The sequence below is a fragment of the Methylovorus glucosotrophus genome (assembly GCF_009858335.1).
GTDB lineage: Bacteria > Pseudomonadota > Gammaproteobacteria > Burkholderiales > Methylophilaceae > Methylovorus > Methylovorus glucosotrophus.
This window is the reverse complement of record NZ_VMSE01000001.1, coordinates 830,816-847,773: the sequence shown is the minus strand read 5'-3', so window position 1 is coordinate 847,773 and position 16,958 is coordinate 830,816. Positions and strand designations below refer to the sequence as shown.

The following is a 16,958-nucleotide window of genomic DNA, read 5'->3' as shown; positions in this document are numbered from 1 at the left end:
GGTTATTTGCCTTGCATGCAGGCCGTTAAAACACCATGAAAATCGGCCCGGCCAACACTGTCTGGCAGCCCGCTGGCTGCCGGATCATTCACCAAGATTCAGAAATGGAAATATGCTGACATTTCAACAGATTATTCTCAAGCTGCAGCAATACTGGGATGCCCAGGGCTGCGCCTTGCTGCAACCTTACGACATGGAAGTCGGCGCGGGCACCTCGCATACGGCCACCTTCCTGCGCGCCCTGGGCCCTGAGCCCTGGAAAGCCGCCTATGTTCAGCCCAGCCGCCGCCCCAAGGATGGCCGCTATGGTGAAAACCCGAACCGCCTGCAGCATTACTATCAGTTCCAGGTCGTGCTTAAACCTGCACCTGACAATATTCTGGAGCTTTACCTGGGCTCGCTGGAAGCCCTCGGTTTCGATCTCAAGAAAAACGACATCCGTTTTGTGGAAGATGACTGGGAAAACCCGACACTGGGCGCCTGGGGCCTGGGCTGGGAAGTCTGGCTGAATGGCATGGAGGTGACGCAATTCACCTACTTCCAGCAAGTCGGAGGCATCAACTGCAAACCGATCACGGGTGAAATCACCTATGGTCTGGAGCGTCTCGCCATGTATCTGCAAGGCGTGGAAAACGTGTATGACCTGGTCTATGCCAAAGGCCTGCATGGTGCCCGCGACCTGTCTTATGGCGACGTGTTCAAACAAAACGAAGTCGAGCAATCGACTTACAACTTTGAGCACAGCGATGCCGACTTCCTGTTCACCGCGTTCAACGCCCACGAGAAGCAGGCGCAACATCTGATGGAACATCAATTGGCGCTGCCCGCCTACGAGCAAGTGCTAAAAGCCGCCCATACCTTTAACCTGCTGGATGCGCGTGGGGCCATTTCGGTCACGGAGCGCGCTGCGTACATCGGCCGCATCCGCAATCTCGCCCGTGCTGTCGCCGCAAGTTACCTGGATAGCCGCGCCCGCCTCGGCTTCCCCATGGCCCCAAAAGCATGGGCAGATGAAGTATTGGCACAGTTGGATAAGAAGGCCGCCGCATGAAGCAGAATCTGTTAGTTGAATTGTTTGTAGAAGAACTCCCACCCAAGGCCCTTAACAAGCTGGGTGACGCATTCTCCACCACCCTGTTCGAGGTACTGAAATCGCAGGGCTTGACCAGCGAGACATCGCAGGTCACGGCCTATGCCTCGCCGCGGCGCCTGGCGGCGCATATCAGCGATGTGGTCGCCAAGGCAGCAGACAAGTCCTTGTCCCACAAACTGATGCCTGCCACAGTAGGCTTGGACGCCAACGGCAAGGCCACGCCCGCGCTGCTAAAAAAACTGACCGCACTGGGCGCGGATGAATCTGCTGTCAGCCAGCTCAAGCGTGAGCACGACGGCAAGGCAGACATTCTGTTTCTGGAAGGCACTGCCGCGGGCGCGCCCCTGAGCGAAGGTCTGCAGAAAGCGCTGGACGAAGCGCTTGCCAAGCTGCCTATCCCCAAGGTGATGACCTACCAGCTGCAAGATGGCTGGACCAGCGTCAATTTTGTACGTCCCGCCCATGGCCTGGTGGCGCTGCATGGCAGTGAAGTCATCCCGGCCAGCGTGCTCGGCTTGCAGTCTGGCAACACCACGCAAGGCCACCGCTTTGAAGCCAAGGTCAGCCCGGTGACGCTGCGTCATGCAGACCACTACGCCGAGCAACTGCACACTGAGGGCGCCGTGATTGCCAGCTTTGCTGAGCGTCGCGCCGAGATCGTTCGCCAGCTAACAGCCGCTGCCGCCAAGGCCGGTCCCCAGTTAACTCCCATCCAGGATGAAGCCTTGCTGGATGAGGTGACCGCGCTGGTAGAGCGCCCCAATGTCTTGCTGGGCCAGTTTGAAGACGAATTCCTGCAAGTACCGCAGGAATGCCTGATTCTGACCATGAAAGCCAACCAGAAGTACTTCCCGCTGCTGAGTGCAGATGGTCAGCTGAGCAACAAATTCCTGATCGTCTCCAATATTTCACCGGAGGATGCCAGCGCCGTCATCGGCGGCAATGAGCGCGTAGTACGCCCACGTCTGGCCGACGCCAAGTTCTTTTTTGACCAGGATCGCAAGAAAACCCTGGAAAGCCGTCTGGCTTCGCTGGATAAAGTGGTTTACCACAACAAGCTGGGCTCGCAAGGCCAGCGCACTACCCGCGTTGCCAGCATTGCCAGCGCCATCGGCCAGCAACTGGGCGGTGACGCACTGGCAAGCAAGGCCGCGCAGGCAGCACGCCTCGCCAAGGCCGATCTGGTAACGGACATGGTGGGTGAATTCCCCGAGTTGCAAGGCATCATGGGACGCTACTATGCGCAGCATGAAGGGCTGGACAATGATGTTGCCTACGCGATTGAAGACCACTACAAGCCCCGTTTTGCTGGCGATGAATTGCCGCGCAATCAGGTAGGCGTGGTGGTGGCGCTGGCGGACAAGCTGGAAACGCTTGTCGGGTTGATTGGTATTGGTGAAAAACCCACAGGTGATAAAGATCCTTTTGCATTACGTCGGCATGCGTTAGGTGTAATACGATTACTGATTGAAACAAACCTGCCTCTCAAACTGAATGAGCTTTTAACTATTGCTTATGATCAACTTGTAGGCGTTGATGCCCTACAAAATATTACTCAAAATAATGGGGCAAGCTCGACAACATTCTTCGCCCCAGAGACTCCTTCGATCCTTGCTGGCTTTATTTACGACCGCCTCTCTGGCAGCCTGCGTGAACAAGGCTATAGCGTGCAGGAGGTCGATGCCGTGCTGGCGCTTGAGCCACAGCAGTTATCCGATATTGCCAAGCGCCTGGAAGCTGTAAGAGCGTTTGCGGCCCTGCCCGAAGCCGAAAGCCTGGCCGCTGCCAACAAGCGCGTTGGCAATATCCTGAAAAAAGCGGAAGGCGATGTGCAAGCCAGCATTAATCAATCACTGCTTGTCGAGCCTGCCGAGCAGGCCTTGGCGCAAGCACTGGCCAGTGTTACGCCGCAGGCAGATGCCGCCTTTGCCGCCGGGGATTACCGTGCATCATTGCAGGCATTGGCCGCCTTGAGAACGCCCGTCGATGCGTTTTTTGATGGTGTGATGGTGAATGCAGAAGACCCAGCGCTGAAGGCCAATCGTCTTGGCTTGCTGGCCAGCTTGCACCAGGCCATGAACCGCGTCGCCGACCTGTCCAGACTGGCAGGCTGATCATGAAGCTGGTGATCCTGGACCGCGATGGTGTCATCAATCACGACTCCCCGCACTTCATCAAAAGCCCCAATGAGTGGGTACCCATTGCGGGCAGCCTGGAAGCCATTGCGCTGCTGAACCAGAGCGGATTCCGCGTCGCACTGGCCACCAACCAGTCCGGCATTGGGCGTGGCTTGTTTGATATGGCCACCCTCAATGCCATTCACGACAAAATGCACCGCAGCCTCAGCCAGCTGGGCGGCCGCATTGATGCCTTGTTTTATTGCCCGCATGCGGCGGAAGCCAAGTGCGATTGCCGCAAGCCAAAAGCTGGCATGCTGGAGGAAATCGGCCGTCGCTTTGGCATGGATCTAAAAGGTGTGGCATGCGTAGGCGACTCCCTGCGCGATCTGCAAGCTGGTGTGGCATGCGGCTGCCAGCCCATTCTGGTCCGCACTGGCAAGGGCGAAGCTACATTGCAAGCTGGCGGTCTGCCCGAAAACACCTGGATTTGCGCGGACCTGGCCGAGGCGGTTCAACGCATCATCGCTGAAGACAAATAAATGCTCGTTCTGCGCTCCTTACTTTATACCCTGGGCATGTGGCTGCTGACGCCCATCTATGCCTTCATCGCCATCCTGACTTTCCCATTTCCGCCCATCTGGCGCTATCAGATCATCTCGGGCTGGGCTCGCAGCATGCTCTGGTGGCTGCGCGTTACTTGCGGCATCCGTTATCGCATCATCGGTCAGGAAAACATCCCCACTACCCCCAGTATCATTCTTGCCAAACACCAGTCAGCGTGGGAAACGCTGGCCTTTCAGCAGATATTCCCCCCGCAGGTCTGGGTGCTGAAACGCGAGCTGTTGTGGATTCCGTTCTTCGGCTGGGGCCTTGCCATGACGTCGCCGATTGCCATCAACCGCTCGGCCGGTCGCGAAGCGCTCAAACAAATGGTAGCGCAGGGCAAGGACAGGCTGAAAAAAGGCTTCTGGGTAGTGATTTTCCCCGAGGGCACGCGCATGGCCCCGGGCACCAAGGGCAAATACCATATAGGCGGGGCCTGGCTGGCGACGCATACGCAAAGCAATGTGGTGCCTGTTTCGCACAATGCGGGCACGCTGTGGCCCAAGAACTCCTTTCTAAAAAAGCCTGGCACCATTACTGTTCACATTGGCCCGGCCATTGCCAGTGCAGGCTTGAAACCTGACGAGTTGAACCAGCGCGTAGAAGCCTGGATAGAATCCGCCATGACGGAGCTGCCTGCCAGCAATGCCTGAACTTGCATTGGCGGATGGCACTCGCTTGCCATATGAACTGAAGCGCAGCAGCAAGCGGCGCTCCATCGGGCTCCGTATCAGCGAGCAGGGCCTGGTTGTCTCTATTCCGCAGCGACTCAGCCTGCGCGAACTTGAAGCCCTGCTTTACAGCAAACGTGACTGGATACAGCAAAAAGTTCAGCAGCAGGCCGCCGCCAAAGTCCCCGCCCTGAGCTGGCAAAACGGCGAAACGCTATGGCTGCTGGGCAACAGCCTGCCGCTTTACCTTGCCGTAGATAGCCGCAATCGTGCGATCAGTTGCGATGGCAGCCGCATGGACGTCCGCCTCACGGACATCAGCGATACCAGCATGATCAAGCGCCGTGTCACTCAGTGGTATAAACAGCAGGCACTGGTCGATTTCACCCGCCGTACAGAATTGCTGGTGCAGAAACTGGGCCTGCCCATGCCGCCGATTGCCTTGTCCAGCGCGCGCAGTCGCTGGGGAAGTTGCAATTCCAAAGGTGAAATCCGGCTGAACTGGCGGCTAATTCAAGCACCGCCGCATATCATCCAGTATGTGATTGCGCATGAATTGGCGCATCTCAAGGAAATGAACCACTCTGCCCGTTTCTGGGCGATTGTCGGGCGACTGTACCCCAGCTACCGCGATGCCGAAGCTGAGTTACGGCAACTTTCGCGGCAACTGCACCGCATCGATTAATATCTCCGCATTCAATTGTTGCAATTTAAAAGCAACAATATTATGATGCCGCTCATGCAACTGACTAAATTCACCGATCTTGGCTTGCGGGCACTCATGTATGTGTCTCAGAGCACGCATACGCGCATGGTTTCCATTACCGAGCTGGCCCAGCAGTTGAATGTGCCGCGCAACCACCTTATCAAAGTCGTGACTTTCCTCAACAAGACCGGCTGGATACAGGCAACGCGCGGCCCAGGGGGCGGTTTGCGCCTGGGCATGGATCCCGCCAACCTGTCATTGGGATTGGTAGTGCGCACCCTGGAAGGAAAACAATCCCTGGTGGATTGTGCACAACCGGCCTGCCCTTTGGCCGGCAGTTGCGGCCTGAAGGGGGTGCTGGATGAAAGCCTGGATGTCTTTTACCGGCATCTGGACAACTACACACTGGCGGACGTCACCCCCAAACATACCAGTGAAATTATCGTACGCCTGCAACAGAAACACCTTCAAACCATGACGGCATAAGTACATGGACCAGTACCCCGGGATATCCCGGTTTTTTTATAGCCATATTGTTTCATATTAAATACAACATAAGGAGTGATGATGCTTTCAGCGACCGCCAGACCCTATATTGACGCCAGCGTACCGATACTTCGCGAGCATGGGCTTGCCATAACCACCACGTTTTATCGCAGCATGTTTGCCGCGCATCCCGAGTTGACCAATCTGTTCAATATGGGAAATCAGGCGAATGGCTCGCAGCAGCAATCGCTCGCCGCAGCCGTCTTTGCCTACGCCGCCAATATCGATAATGCCGATGCCCTTGCCCCCGTTGTGAGCCGTATTGTGCACAAGCACGCCGCGGTGGGATTAACGCCTGACCATTACCCTATTGTTGGCGAACACCTACTGGGCGCTATCAAAACCGTGCTGGGGGATGCCGCCACTCCCGCCCTGATCGATGCCTGGGGAGAGGCGTATTGGCTGCTGGCCAATCTGCTGATTGATGAGGAAAAGAAACTCTATGCCCAGAGTGGCGCGGAGGCAGGTGCACTCACCAGACTCAAGGTGGTGAGACGCGTACAGGAAAGTGCGGACATCGTGTCTTACTACTTGCAAACCGAAGATGGCAGGAGCCCCGGAGCATTCTTGCCTGGCCAATACATCACGGTAGAAGCTCAATTGGATGAAGATAAGCGTCAGTTGCGCCAATACAGTCTGTCGGATTCGCCGCAACAGCCATGGTGGCGTATCAGCGTAAAACGCGAGACCGAACATACTGGAAAACCGGAGGGTACAGTATCCAACTGGCTGCACACGCATATCAAGGAAGGTGATGTCATTAACGCCAGCAAAGCCTTTGGCGACCTTCAGGTGGATTTGTCTTCCGCAAAGCCTATCGCATTGCTGTCAGCAGGTATAGGCATCACCCCTATGCTCTCTATTCTGAATACCTTGCGCGACCTCGGCAGCACGCGCCAGATATTGTTCTGTCATGGCAATCGCGGTACAGAACAGCATATTCTGCAAGACGAACTGGAAGCTGCAAAACGCAAACTGCCCGGTTTAATTGTCGAGCGCTTTTACCAGGCGGGGAATGCCATATCGTCAGGCGATGAAATGCGCCCCACTGCAGCGTGGCAGCCGTTTCTGACGGATGGCGAGTTTTACTTGTGCGGGCCGGCCGGATTTATGCAGCAGCAACGCCAGTATCTGCTGCATGCAGGTGTGAGCGCTGAACGCCTGCACAGGGAAGTGTTTGGACCTGAGTTACTGGAGCACCTGCTTTAATTTTTGACAGGCTCACAAGCCGAATGCAAAACGCCAGCTTGAAGCTGGCGTTTTGCATGGAAAAAGGTAATGTAATCAGTCGAAAGACGAGATCTCGATATGCTAGGTTAAGCGTAGCCCAAGCCCGGCGCATGCAAAGGAATGATCTTGGCGACAGTCGCGGCCTCTTGATGTGCCTCGCGCAGGCAATCCTTGGCGCAGCTCGCACAACGGCCGCACTCGGCAGCAACGCCCAGTTCGCGCTTCAAGTCTTTGAGATTTTTTGCCCCGGCACGGGCTGCTTGAAAAATTTGACGCTCAGTTACCGCACGACAAACACATACATACATATAATTTTAGGCCGACTATATATCAGTTAAAATAAATTGAGAACCATTATCATTCATAGAGCAAAGCGTGTCAATATAGTTCCAAGTAACTGACATATTTGAGCAATAAAAAAACCGCAGACGGGCTGCGGTTTTTTTATTCTGCGACATCGACCGGATTAATCGGATTCGATATGCGCCTGCAGGTAATTCGGCAAGCTCACATCCGCAATCAGGGTTTGCTGGGTTTCCAGCCAGTCAATCGCTTCCTCGCAGTGCTCCAGCAGATCCTGCAGCAAATCGCGGCTGACATAATCCTGCACCTCTTCGCACAGGGCGATCGCTTCAATCAGCAGTGGGCGCTGAATGTCCTTTTCGTACTTGAGGTCACCATTCAGGCATTCCACCACGTCTTCGCCAATGAGCAATTTGCCGAGGTTCTGCAAGTTGGGCAGGCCTTCCAGAAACAGCACGCGCTCAATTACCTTGTCGGCTTCCTTCATTACGCGTATGGACTGCTTGTACTGGTAGTCATTCAGCTTTTCCAGACCCCAGTTGCGAAACATGCGAGCATGCAGGAAATACTGATTGATGGAGGTAAGCTCGTTCTTGAGCACCTTGTTCAGTATTTCAACGACTTTCTTGTCACCCTTCATCTTTTACTCCTTCACGCTCAAACCGCACCAGATGTCTTCATCTGGCTTTGCAGGTAGTTTTCCAGACCGACCAGATTGATCAGGCGCAATTGCTGTTCAAGCCAGTACGCATGGTCCATTTCGGTATCGTCGAGTTGGGTCAGCAGCATGTCGCGCGTGACATAATCCTGTGCTTTTTCGCACTCTGCCATCGCCTTTTTCAGCGAGCCCACCACATGGTATTCAAGAGCCAGGTCGGATTTGAGCATGTCGGGAATAGACTTGCCGATGTTCAGCGGGTCGCGCTTCTCGAGATTGGGCTTGCCTTCGAGAAAGAGGATGCGCTGAATGATGGCGCGCGCATGGGAGCGCTCATGCTCGGATTCATGCAAGCTTTTATCCGCCAGTTGCTGCAAACCAAAATCCGCATACATCTCGCCATGAATCAGATACTGATCGACCGCAGTCAACTCGCCCGCGAGCAAGTCATTCAGTATCCCGACTATTTTTTTATCACCTTTCATACCAGCCTCCATTCCAAATTTGCATCATGCAAAGCATAACATTGGGGTGGATGATAACGTAAAAAGCTTAAAAAAGCACTCGGAAAAATTCACTATCTTATTGTTTATAAATGGATTTTGTAACAATAACACCAATAGCAATCATTCCTGCTAAGATCAGGCAAGGGATGGGGTCGCGATGAATTCCGGACAAGCGCCTGATAAAACAAGCATATCCTGAACAAAGCTACCGAAGGCGTAAGGCATTGATCACCACGATCAGCGAGCTGATGGACATGCCAATCGCAGCCATCCATGGCGACAGCAACCCACTGGCCGCAAAGGGCAAGGCGACCAGGTTGTAGGCCAGGGCCCAGGCAAAATTCTGGCGAATGATCTGTATGCCGAACCGACTGGTTTGTAAGGCATGTTCAATTTCCGACATGTGTTCTGTCAGCAACACAATATCCCCGCTGGCTCTAGCCATTTGGGTACCGCTACCCATGGCAATCGAAACCTGCGCACCGGCCAGCACAGGCGCATCGTTAATGCCATCGCCCACCATGACCACCACTTCGCCCTGCTCCTGCAATGCCTGCAGGGCCTGCAATTTCATTTGCGGCGACATTTCAGCGCGTCGGTCTGTCACGCCCATTTCATCGGCAAAATAATCCACCGAGGCCTTGGCATCCCCGCTGAATATCGACACCCGCAGGCGTTGATTGAGCAGGCGCTGTATCAGCAAATCCGCCTCAGGACGTGGCTGATCCGCCAGCACAAAGGCGGCCAGCAATTGACGACTGTCACTCAGCCAGACAACCGAAGCCCCTGCTGGATATTCATCCAGTGGCAGTTGTATGCCTGCCGCCGCAGGATTAAGGCGCACATTACCCAAGCTGTAACGCTCTCCCTCAATCTCACCCACCACACCCTGCCCGGGAATATTGGCATTGTCAGTCACCGTGAATAAGGGCTGCGCCTGAATCGCTTCAATAAAACTGCGCGCCAGCGGGTGTTCAGAACTTTTTTCCAGGCTGGCGGCGATGCGCAGGCAAGTTTGCGCGTCCATATCGGCATAACACTGTGTATGCACCAGCACGGGCTTGCCCATGGTCAACGTGCCCGTTTTATCGAAGACAAAATGCGTGGCCCGGGCCAGGGTTTCCAGCGCATGTCCACGCGTGAACAAAACCCCGCGACTCACCAGATGCGAACCCGCAGCGGCAAATGCCGCGGGGGCCGCCAGTGAAAGCGCGCAAGGGCAGCTCACCACCAACACCGCCAGCACGATATCCAGCGTGCGCTCTGGGTCGATACGCCACCAGATCCAGGCAATCAGAATAACCGCCAGCAGCAGCGCCGTTGTAAAGTAGGCTGCAACACAATCGGCCACATGCGCTAGCCTAGGTTTTTCAGCTTGCGCGCGGTCCAGCAAGCGGGAAATACCTGCCAGCATGGTGTTCTCGCCCACACCGGTCACTTCAATGACGAGCGGGCTCTCATAATTGATGCTGCCCGCGTAAACGGTATGACCCATCGTTTTGTGAACCGGCTTGCTTTCGCCACTCAGCAAAGATTCGTCTGCACTGCTTTCACCCTCGATCACCACGCCATCGGCTGCCACGGATTCTCCCGGACGCGCCAGTATATGGTCTCCGGTTTTCAGTTCCACCACCGGCACGATTTCCTGCTCCTGCCCGCGCAAACGCGTCGCCATGGCAGGCGCCAGTCTGAGCAGATTTTCTGCTGCCTCTATGGATTTCAGCCGGGCATTTCGTTCCAGATAGCGCGTGGATAACAGAAAGAAAATCAGCATGGTCAGGGTGTCGTAATACACTACGCCATGCCCCTGCAAAGTGGCCCATATGCTGCCAGCAAACCCGGTCAACAGCCCCAGCACAATCGGTACATCCATGCCTGGGCTGCGATTGGCAATACTGCGCCAGGCAGCGCGATAGAATGGCCACGCAGCATAGGTCATGGCCGGCACGCTCATCAGCAGGCTGAACCACCGCAGAATCTGGGCAGTAGCAGGCTCCAGCCCCTGTGCAGGTCCGGCATACAGGGCCACGGCGATCATCATGACCTGCCCGGCAGACAGCCCGGCCACTGCCAAGCGACGAAAATCGCGTTTTTTCTGCTGCTGGCGGACTTCATCCTGCTGCTGGGCACTGAAGGGATGGGCGTGATAGCCCAGCTTGCGGATTTCGGCGAGGATTTCGCTCAGATGAATCTTGCTGTCATCCCAGCTGATACGGGCGCGCTGCGATGCGTAGTTGAAAGAGACACTTTGCACACCGGGCAATTGCTGCAGATGGCGCTCATTCAACCAGATACAGGCCGCGCAGGTAATGCCCTCGATGATGAGAGCCGCTTCTTTTAAAGAACCTGCCTCATGGACAAAGCTTTTCTGCACATCGGGATGATCATACAGGGAGAGCTTGCGCAGCTCATCGGGAACCAGTTCTTCGGCAGTTTTGGGAAGTTCGGTGCGATAACGGTAATAATCTTCCAGTCCATTTTCGACAATCGAACTCGCCACCGCCTGGCAACCGTGACAACAAAGGCGACGGCGCGCGCCCAATACATCAAGCGCATAACGCTCGCCCGTCATCACGGGCAAGCCGCAATGATAGCAATCCACCACGTCCGTCATACGCGCAGCTTAATCGCCATCGATGTAAAGGGTTTGCTGCTTGATGTAGGTATCTTCACCATGCTGGATATAGAGATCCAGTATCCATCGGCCAGAGTCATTCAATGTCATCGTGGTCTGATAAACGCCGGGGCTCACTTCGGACAAGGTAAACTTCTGATCATCACGGCTATTGGCCATACGCCACAAACCCATCGTCACTTCCGCACCGGCAATGCCAGCGCCTTGGGCATCATCAAGCTTGAGAGTAATAGTCGAGGGAGTCTTGCTTCTCATGGTATCCCAGCCCTCAATGCCAATTTTCCAGCCGAGATGACGCTGCTGCTCAAGTCTGGCAAGATGCGGCTCGTAAAGTTTGTTGCGATCATGAGGAATGAGGCCAGGAAAGGCGGTATGCACTGTTTCATTGGCCGGGTGCGGCAAGAACAGGTTGCTGATGCTATCCGGCAAGCCACGGCTGGAAATGGATAACAACACGGCATTCAGCACGACCAGGCCAATAAAAAACCCGATGATGAGTCGCGGCGCCCAGTGCAGCTTCTGCTTTTTCTGCTGCATGCCACCGAACACCATCAGTAGCCCCGCATTCGCCAGATAAACCGCAAAGTGGATTGCCAGCACATCTCCGCCAGTCCAGTGCTGCTGGCTATAGGCCAGATACAGCAAAAATGGCAAAGCACCACTCAGAATGCCCGCCCAGAAATTAGGCAAGCCCAGGCGTCGACTGACAAAAAACAACAGGGCCGCCAGTAGCAACCCGCCAAACAGGGTTTCCGTCATGGACACCTGCGGCAAGACAAACAAATTCACGGATTAACTCACTTACTGTTGAAGTTGGTAGGAAGAGTGATGGTTTCAGCACCGGCCGTCTGCGGCTGAACGACAAAGTTAAATGTCTTAGTCCGCTCGGCCAGCTCATGCTCAAGATTGACCTTGGCGTTCACCGTCAAATCCTTGCCCGCACGCACATGCACTTGGGGAATATTCCCCATATCCAGCGCATCTGCCGGTATTCCGCTGACACTGATCTTGTATGTCTCGTCGTGCTCGGTCTTGTTGACGATATGAATCTGATAGCGGTTACGGAAACTGCCATCCGACAACATGATGAACATGGGTTGCCGTACCTGTTGTACAGACACTTCGACATTGGTACGGGTGCCGATATTGTAAAAAAGCGTCCCGGTCATCACTACAATCGCAACGGCATAGCCCAGGACTTTCAGGCGCTTCCACTCCAGACGCGGAGCATGTGGCGTTGCATCTGCCAGGTTTTTCTCGGAGTCATAACGAATCAGACCTCGCGGATAGCCAACCGAGTCCATGATGTTGTTGCAGGCATCAATACACAGGCCGCAGGAAATACACTGGTATTGCAAGCCATTACGGATATCAATGCCTGTGGGGCAAACCTGCACGCAGAAGCCACAATCAATGCAATCGCCATGGCCTTTGGCCTGGCGCTCTTCGCGGGTTTTCAAGCCCGCGATCGGCAGCGTGCGCCCAGCCAAGCCTTCGCCACGTTTGGCGTCGTAACTCACCGCCAAGGTATCTGGCTCATACATTACGCCCTGGAAACGCGCATACGGACAAGCCAGCGTACAGATATTTTCACGTAACAGGCCAGCAGCCACATAGGTAGTCACTGTTAAGGCGGCTACCGTGATATAGGCGGCATCTGCGGCATGCCCCGTAAACAGGTTGACCAGAAAATCCGGAGCGTAATTGAAGTAAGCGGCAAAGGTAAATGCCGTCCAGAAGGAAATAAGCAGCATCAGGAAATGCGATGAGCCTATCTTGAGAATTTTTTCTGCATTCCAGGGTTGCTTGTATAAACGCAAGCGCGCAGGACGCTCCCCCTGAATGGCCTTTTCCACCATGATGAAAAGATCAGTCCACAAGGTCTGAAAACAGAAGTAACCGCACCAGGCACGGCCTATCAGGCCAGTGGCAAAAAACAGCAAGGCAGCCGCGATGAACAATAACATCGCCAGCCAGAAGATATCCTGCGGGTAAACAATCAGGTCAAAAATAAAAAACCGGCGGGTGCTCAGGTCAAACAGCAAGGCCTGACTAGGGGAGCTGGCGCGCTCCCAGGGCATCCACGGCAGCAGGAAGTAAACGCTATACGCCACGATCATGACCGCGGTCTTGAAGTTGCGGTATTTGCCTTTTACCGAGCGCGTGAAAATGGGAATGTGCTTGGCGTAAAGGGCAGATTGACTAGCTTTGCTTGCTTCCATGGCTGTTTCTGACTCGCTTTGAAAATTACCGCTAAAAAACGACAAAGGCCCACATTAGGGCGTGAGCCTTTGATTAAGTTGCATCGTTCAGATGGTACTTGGAGTAAAACGTATTACTTACCGCCACCCAGACTATCGTGCACGTACACGGTCAACAGTTTGATCTGCTCAGGCTTCAGGCGGTGATCCCAGTTAGGCATCACACCACGGTCCAGACCACCCGAAATCACATGCTTGACGGCATCCAGCTTGGCTGCTGCATCCTTGGCTGCAGGCACATCGGCCCATAACCAGATCTTGTCTGTCAGGTTGGCTGAACCCAGCTCGATGCGGCCTTTGGCATCAGCACCATGGCAGTAGTAACAAGCAGCAGAGTCGCCCTTGAAAATATTGGCACCAGCAGCGGCAGCCGTTTCATCATGCGGTTCGCCAGACAGGCTCAATACATAATTGGCCAACTGGGTAATCTGCTGATCATTCAAGACTTCCTTGAAAGGAGGCATATAACCGCGACGACCACCCACAATCGTGGTGTGAATCTGGTCATAGGTACCACCATATTGCCAGTGGTCATCGGTCAGGTTGGGCGAGAAGCCGACTTTACCCTGACCACCAGATTGGTGACATGGTGCGCAGTTGTCCGAAAACAGGGTCTTACCGGCCGAGTTAACGAACTGCATCAGGTCAGCATCCTTGGATACATCTTCATAAGAAGCACCCGCTACCTTGTCGAACCATTTCTTTTGCTCGGCTTGCTGTTCATTCATTTCATGCATGAACTTGGAGCGCATGTTCCAGTGCGTGGTTTTCTCTACTTCCTTGCCATCCACTGTTGTAGCCGTGTAGGTAATGCTGTTCCAGCCAGGGATACCCTTGGTGTAGGTATGACCAATCGGCCAGGCTGGGTAAAACAGCCAGTACACAATGGTGAATACAAACGTAATGTAGAAACCCCATACCCACCAGTTAGGCAATGGATTGGTAAGCTCCTGAAGATCGTCGTCCCACACGTGTCCTGTGGTGGTCGGTGTCTTGATTTTGTCCTGACTCATGATTCGTCCTAATTAAATCTAATCGTCTTGCAGAGGAATGTTCTTGAAGTTTTCCAGCTTCTCGCCGCGGGAACGGCTACCGTAAAGGTAGACCATGACCCCGCAGAACAGGACAAAGAAAATAACCAATGAAACCGGCTTGGTATTCTCAAACTTGGTAAACCACATCAACCATTCCATCATGAAGCCTCTTGCAGTCTATTAACGGAATTTAACGAAGTAATCGTCGTCGTATTTCTTGAAGTCGACCATGGTACCCAGCACCTGAAGGTAAGACACCAGGGCATCCATTTCACTCAACTTGCCAGGATCCGTGTCGTAGTTACCCAGCTGGGCCTGCGCTACCAGATTCTTTTCAGCATCAGGAATATGCAGGCTCTTGGCAACGTCTTCACCAAACTCCTTCACATTACGGTCGTATTCGGCCTGAGTGAGGGAGTAAGGCACGCCAGTCGTACGCAAGGCTTTCATGCGCAACTCGATATCGGAATAATCGAGATCGGTCTTCAGCAGCCATGGATAGTTAGGCATCACCGACTGTGGCACCAGCGAGCGAGGCGCATTCAAATGCTGGGTTTGCCAGTCATTCGAATATTTGCCACCAACGCGGGCCAGATCTGGACCAGTACGCTTGGAACCCCATTGGAACGGGTGATCGTACTTGGACTCGGCAGCCAGCGAGTAGTGACCATAACGCAGCGCTTCATCGCGGAATGGGCGAATCATTTGCGAGTGGCACAAATAGCAACCTTCACGCACATAGATATCGCGGCCACGCAGTTCAAGAGGACTATAAGGACGAACACCCTCTACCTTCTCAACCGTTTCCTTGATAAAAAACAGGGGAACAATCTCAACCAGGCCGCCAGCACTGATAGCCAGCATAGTCAGTACCAGCAGGATGCCTAGGTTGCGCTCAATATTATCGTGTTTCATTTTGACTCCAATACCCTCTATTCCGTATTAAGCAGCCACTGGGCTGATCTCAACCTGCTGCTCGGTACTGCCTTTGCGGATGGTTTTGTACATGTTGTAGCACATCAACAACATACCGCTCAGGAAGAACGCACCACCCAATGCACGCATGACATAGAAAGGATGGGCTGCCGCAACAGATTCCACGAAGGAATACTGGAGGTTGCCGAAATCATCAAACGCACGCCACATCAGACCTTGCATGATGCCGGAAATCCACATGGCAACGATGTACAGAAGGATACCGATGGTCGCCAGCCAGAAGTGAACGTTGATCAGCTTTTGGCTATACATAGGCGTGTTCCACAGGCGTGGTGCCAGGTGGTACAGCGAACCGAAGGAAATCATGGCTACCCAGCCCAGAGCACCGGAGTGCACGTGACCGATGGTCCAGTCAGTGTAGTGCGACAGGGCGTTTACATCCTTCAGGGACATCATCGGACCTTCGAAGGTGGACATGCCGTAGAACGACAGCGCCACAATCAGGAATCGCATCACAGGATCAGTACGCAGCTTGTCCCAGGCACCGGACAGCGTCAGGATACCGTTGATCATACCGCCCCAGGATGGCAGCAACAGCATGATGGAGAACGTGGCAGCCAGCGTGGATGTCCAGTCAGGAATCGCCGTCCAGTGCAAGTGGTGCGCACCGGCCCACATGTACAGGAAGATGATCGCCCAGAAGTGCAGCACTGACAGACGGTATGAGTAAACAGGGCGACCGGCCTGCTTGGGCACGAAGTAGTACATCATGCCAAGGAAAGCAGCCGTCAGGAAGAAGCCCACGGCATTGTGGCCATACCACCACTGTGTCATGGCATCCTGCGCGCCAGAGAACAGGCTGTAGGACTTCATGGAGAACAGGCTGATAGGCACGGCCAAGTTGTTAAAGGTATGCAGCAAGGCAGTTGCCAGGATGAATGCGAGGTAGAACCAGTTGGCAACGTAGATATGAGGTTGCTTGCGCTTCATCAGGGTGCCAACGAAGATGATCAGGTAGGTTACCCAGACAACTTCAATCATCAAGTCGATCGGCCATTCCATTTCCGCATATTCACGGCCCTGGCTGTAGCCCAGAACGTTACCCAGTGCAGCACAGACGATAATCGCTTGCCAGCCCCAGAAGGTAAAGCTTGCCATGCCATCGCTGAACAGGCGCGCCTGACAGGTACGCTGAACCACATAGTAAGACGTAGCAAACAGCGCGCTACCGCCAAAGCCGAAAATCACAGCACCTGTGTGTACAGGACGCAAGCGACCAAAGGTAATGTAAGGAATATCAAAATTGAGGAAGGGATAAGCCAGTTCCGAGGCGATATACACCCCGACAAACATACCTATCGCACCCCATACCAACGTCATGATGGTGAATTTGCGAATAACATCGTAGTTATATTGTTCGCTCACTGCACTCACATTGACGCCAGAAGTTGCGACGCTCGCCGTTGCCATTACTACGTCTCCCGATCAAAAACCGCTAAAGTAAAGAGTTGCGATTATATTCTGTAACAGCTTTACAGAACAACATAAAAACCCTTTTTACTACATGAGTTTTCACACATTCATATTCCAGACTTGTGCAGATTTGCCCAAAGGGCCCCTTGCGTCAGGCTTTTGCAAATCGTGACGGGCGTCACT

Annotated in this window: 17 protein-coding genes; 7 read left to right on the top strand and 10 right to left on the bottom strand. The window is 54.1% G+C overall.

Translation table 11 applies throughout. The features are described from left to right. Positions 1-112: 112 nt before the first annotated feature. The 7 genes from glyQ (at position 113) to FNL37_RS03965 (ending at position 6,948) form a co-directional block, all read left to right on the top strand. Positions 113-1,051 carry a glycine--tRNA ligase subunit alpha gene (gene glyQ, locus FNL37_RS03995; protein WP_159355208.1) on the top strand — a complete coding sequence of 313 codons (939 nt, stop codon included), beginning with the start codon at positions 113-115 and terminating at the stop codon, positions 1,049-1,051. Then, entirely contained in the window at positions 1,048-3,207 is a 2,160-nt protein-coding gene (gene glyS / locus FNL37_RS03990; RefSeq protein WP_159355207.1) for a glycine--tRNA ligase subunit beta, read from the top strand. The genes glyQ and glyS overlap by 4 nt, the downstream gene beginning before the upstream one ends. Before the next feature lie 2 nt (positions 3,208-3,209). Next, complete coding sequence (gmhB, locus tag FNL37_RS03985) at positions 3,210-3,752, top strand: D-glycero-beta-D-manno-heptose 1,7-bisphosphate 7-phosphatase (protein ID WP_159355206.1); 543 nt, start codon at positions 3,210-3,212, stop codon at positions 3,750-3,752. Beyond that, complete coding sequence (locus FNL37_RS03980; protein ID WP_159355205.1) at positions 3,753-4,469, top strand: lysophospholipid acyltransferase family protein; 717 nt, start codon at positions 3,753-3,755, stop codon at positions 4,467-4,469. Beyond that, positions 4,462-5,172: a M48 family metallopeptidase gene (locus FNL37_RS03975; RefSeq protein ID WP_159355204.1), complete on the top strand. Its 711-nt coding sequence runs from the start codon at positions 4,462-4,464 to the stop codon at positions 5,170-5,172. The genes FNL37_RS03980 and FNL37_RS03975 overlap by 8 nt, the downstream gene beginning before the upstream one ends. 54 nt (positions 5,173-5,226) lie before the next feature. Then, entirely contained in the window at positions 5,227-5,679 is a 453-nt protein-coding gene (locus tag FNL37_RS03970; RefSeq protein WP_211371938.1) for an Rrf2 family transcriptional regulator, read from the top strand. 81 nt (positions 5,680-5,760) lie between these two features. Continuing rightward, positions 5,761-6,948 (top strand): globin domain-containing protein, encoded by a 1,188-nt coding sequence (locus tag FNL37_RS03965; RefSeq protein ID WP_159356152.1) that lies wholly within the window; start codon positions 5,761-5,763, stop codon positions 6,946-6,948. A 107-nt stretch (positions 6,949-7,055) separates the two neighbouring features. Here FNL37_RS03965 and FNL37_RS03960 read toward each other — a convergent pair whose 3' ends face one another. The 10 genes from FNL37_RS03960 to ccoN all read right to left on the bottom strand — a co-directional run bounded on the left by FNL37_RS03960 (position 7,056) and on the right by ccoN (position 16,772). Then, a complete protein-coding gene (locus tag FNL37_RS03960) occupies positions 7,056-7,277 on the bottom strand; it encodes a (2Fe-2S)-binding protein (RefSeq protein WP_159355202.1) in 222 nt (73 codons plus the stop codon). A gap of 158 nt (positions 7,278-7,435) precedes the next feature. Continuing rightward, positions 7,436-7,912: a bacterioferritin gene (gene bfr, locus FNL37_RS03955; RefSeq protein WP_013442858.1), complete on the bottom strand. Its 477-nt coding sequence runs from the start codon at positions 7,910-7,912 to the stop codon at positions 7,436-7,438. 17 nt (positions 7,913-7,929) lie between these two features. Beyond that, entirely contained in the window at positions 7,930-8,415 is a 486-nt protein-coding gene (gene bfr / locus FNL37_RS03950) for a bacterioferritin (RefSeq protein WP_159355201.1), read from the bottom strand. A gap of 226 nt (positions 8,416-8,641) precedes the next feature. Further along, positions 8,642-11,050, bottom strand: a complete 2,409-nt coding sequence (locus FNL37_RS03945; protein ID WP_159355200.1) for a heavy metal translocating P-type ATPase — start codon at positions 11,048-11,050, stop codon at positions 8,642-8,644. Between the two features lie 9 nt (positions 11,051-11,059). Further along, a complete protein-coding gene (locus tag FNL37_RS03940) occupies positions 11,060-11,860 on the bottom strand; it encodes a FixH family protein (protein WP_244948194.1) in 801 nt (266 codons plus the stop codon). Positions 11,861-11,868: 8 nt separating this feature from the next. After that, positions 11,869-13,293: a cytochrome c oxidase accessory protein CcoG gene (gene ccoG, locus FNL37_RS03935; protein WP_041362313.1), complete on the bottom strand. Its 1,425-nt coding sequence runs from the start codon at positions 13,291-13,293 to the stop codon at positions 11,869-11,871. 113 nt (positions 13,294-13,406) lie between these two features. Then, a complete protein-coding gene (ccoP, locus tag FNL37_RS03930) occupies positions 13,407-14,345 on the bottom strand; it encodes a cytochrome-c oxidase, cbb3-type subunit III (protein WP_013442863.1) in 939 nt (312 codons plus the stop codon). Between the two features lie 18 nt (positions 14,346-14,363). Then, positions 14,364-14,525, bottom strand: coding sequence for a cbb3-type cytochrome c oxidase subunit 3 (locus FNL37_RS03925; protein ID WP_015830719.1), 162 nt, complete (start codon positions 14,523-14,525; stop codon positions 14,364-14,366). Positions 14,526-14,546: 21 nt separating this feature from the next. After that, the gene (ccoO, locus tag FNL37_RS03920; protein ID WP_013442865.1) at positions 14,547-15,281 is read right to left on the bottom strand and encodes a cytochrome-c oxidase, cbb3-type subunit II; all 735 of its coding nucleotides are present in this window, start codon (positions 15,279-15,281) and stop codon (positions 14,547-14,549) included. A gap of 27 nt (positions 15,282-15,308) precedes the next feature. Beyond that, a complete protein-coding gene (ccoN, locus tag FNL37_RS03915) occupies positions 15,309-16,772 on the bottom strand; it encodes a cytochrome-c oxidase, cbb3-type subunit I (protein WP_013442866.1) in 1,464 nt (487 codons plus the stop codon). Between the last annotated feature and the right edge of the window lie 186 nt (positions 16,773-16,958).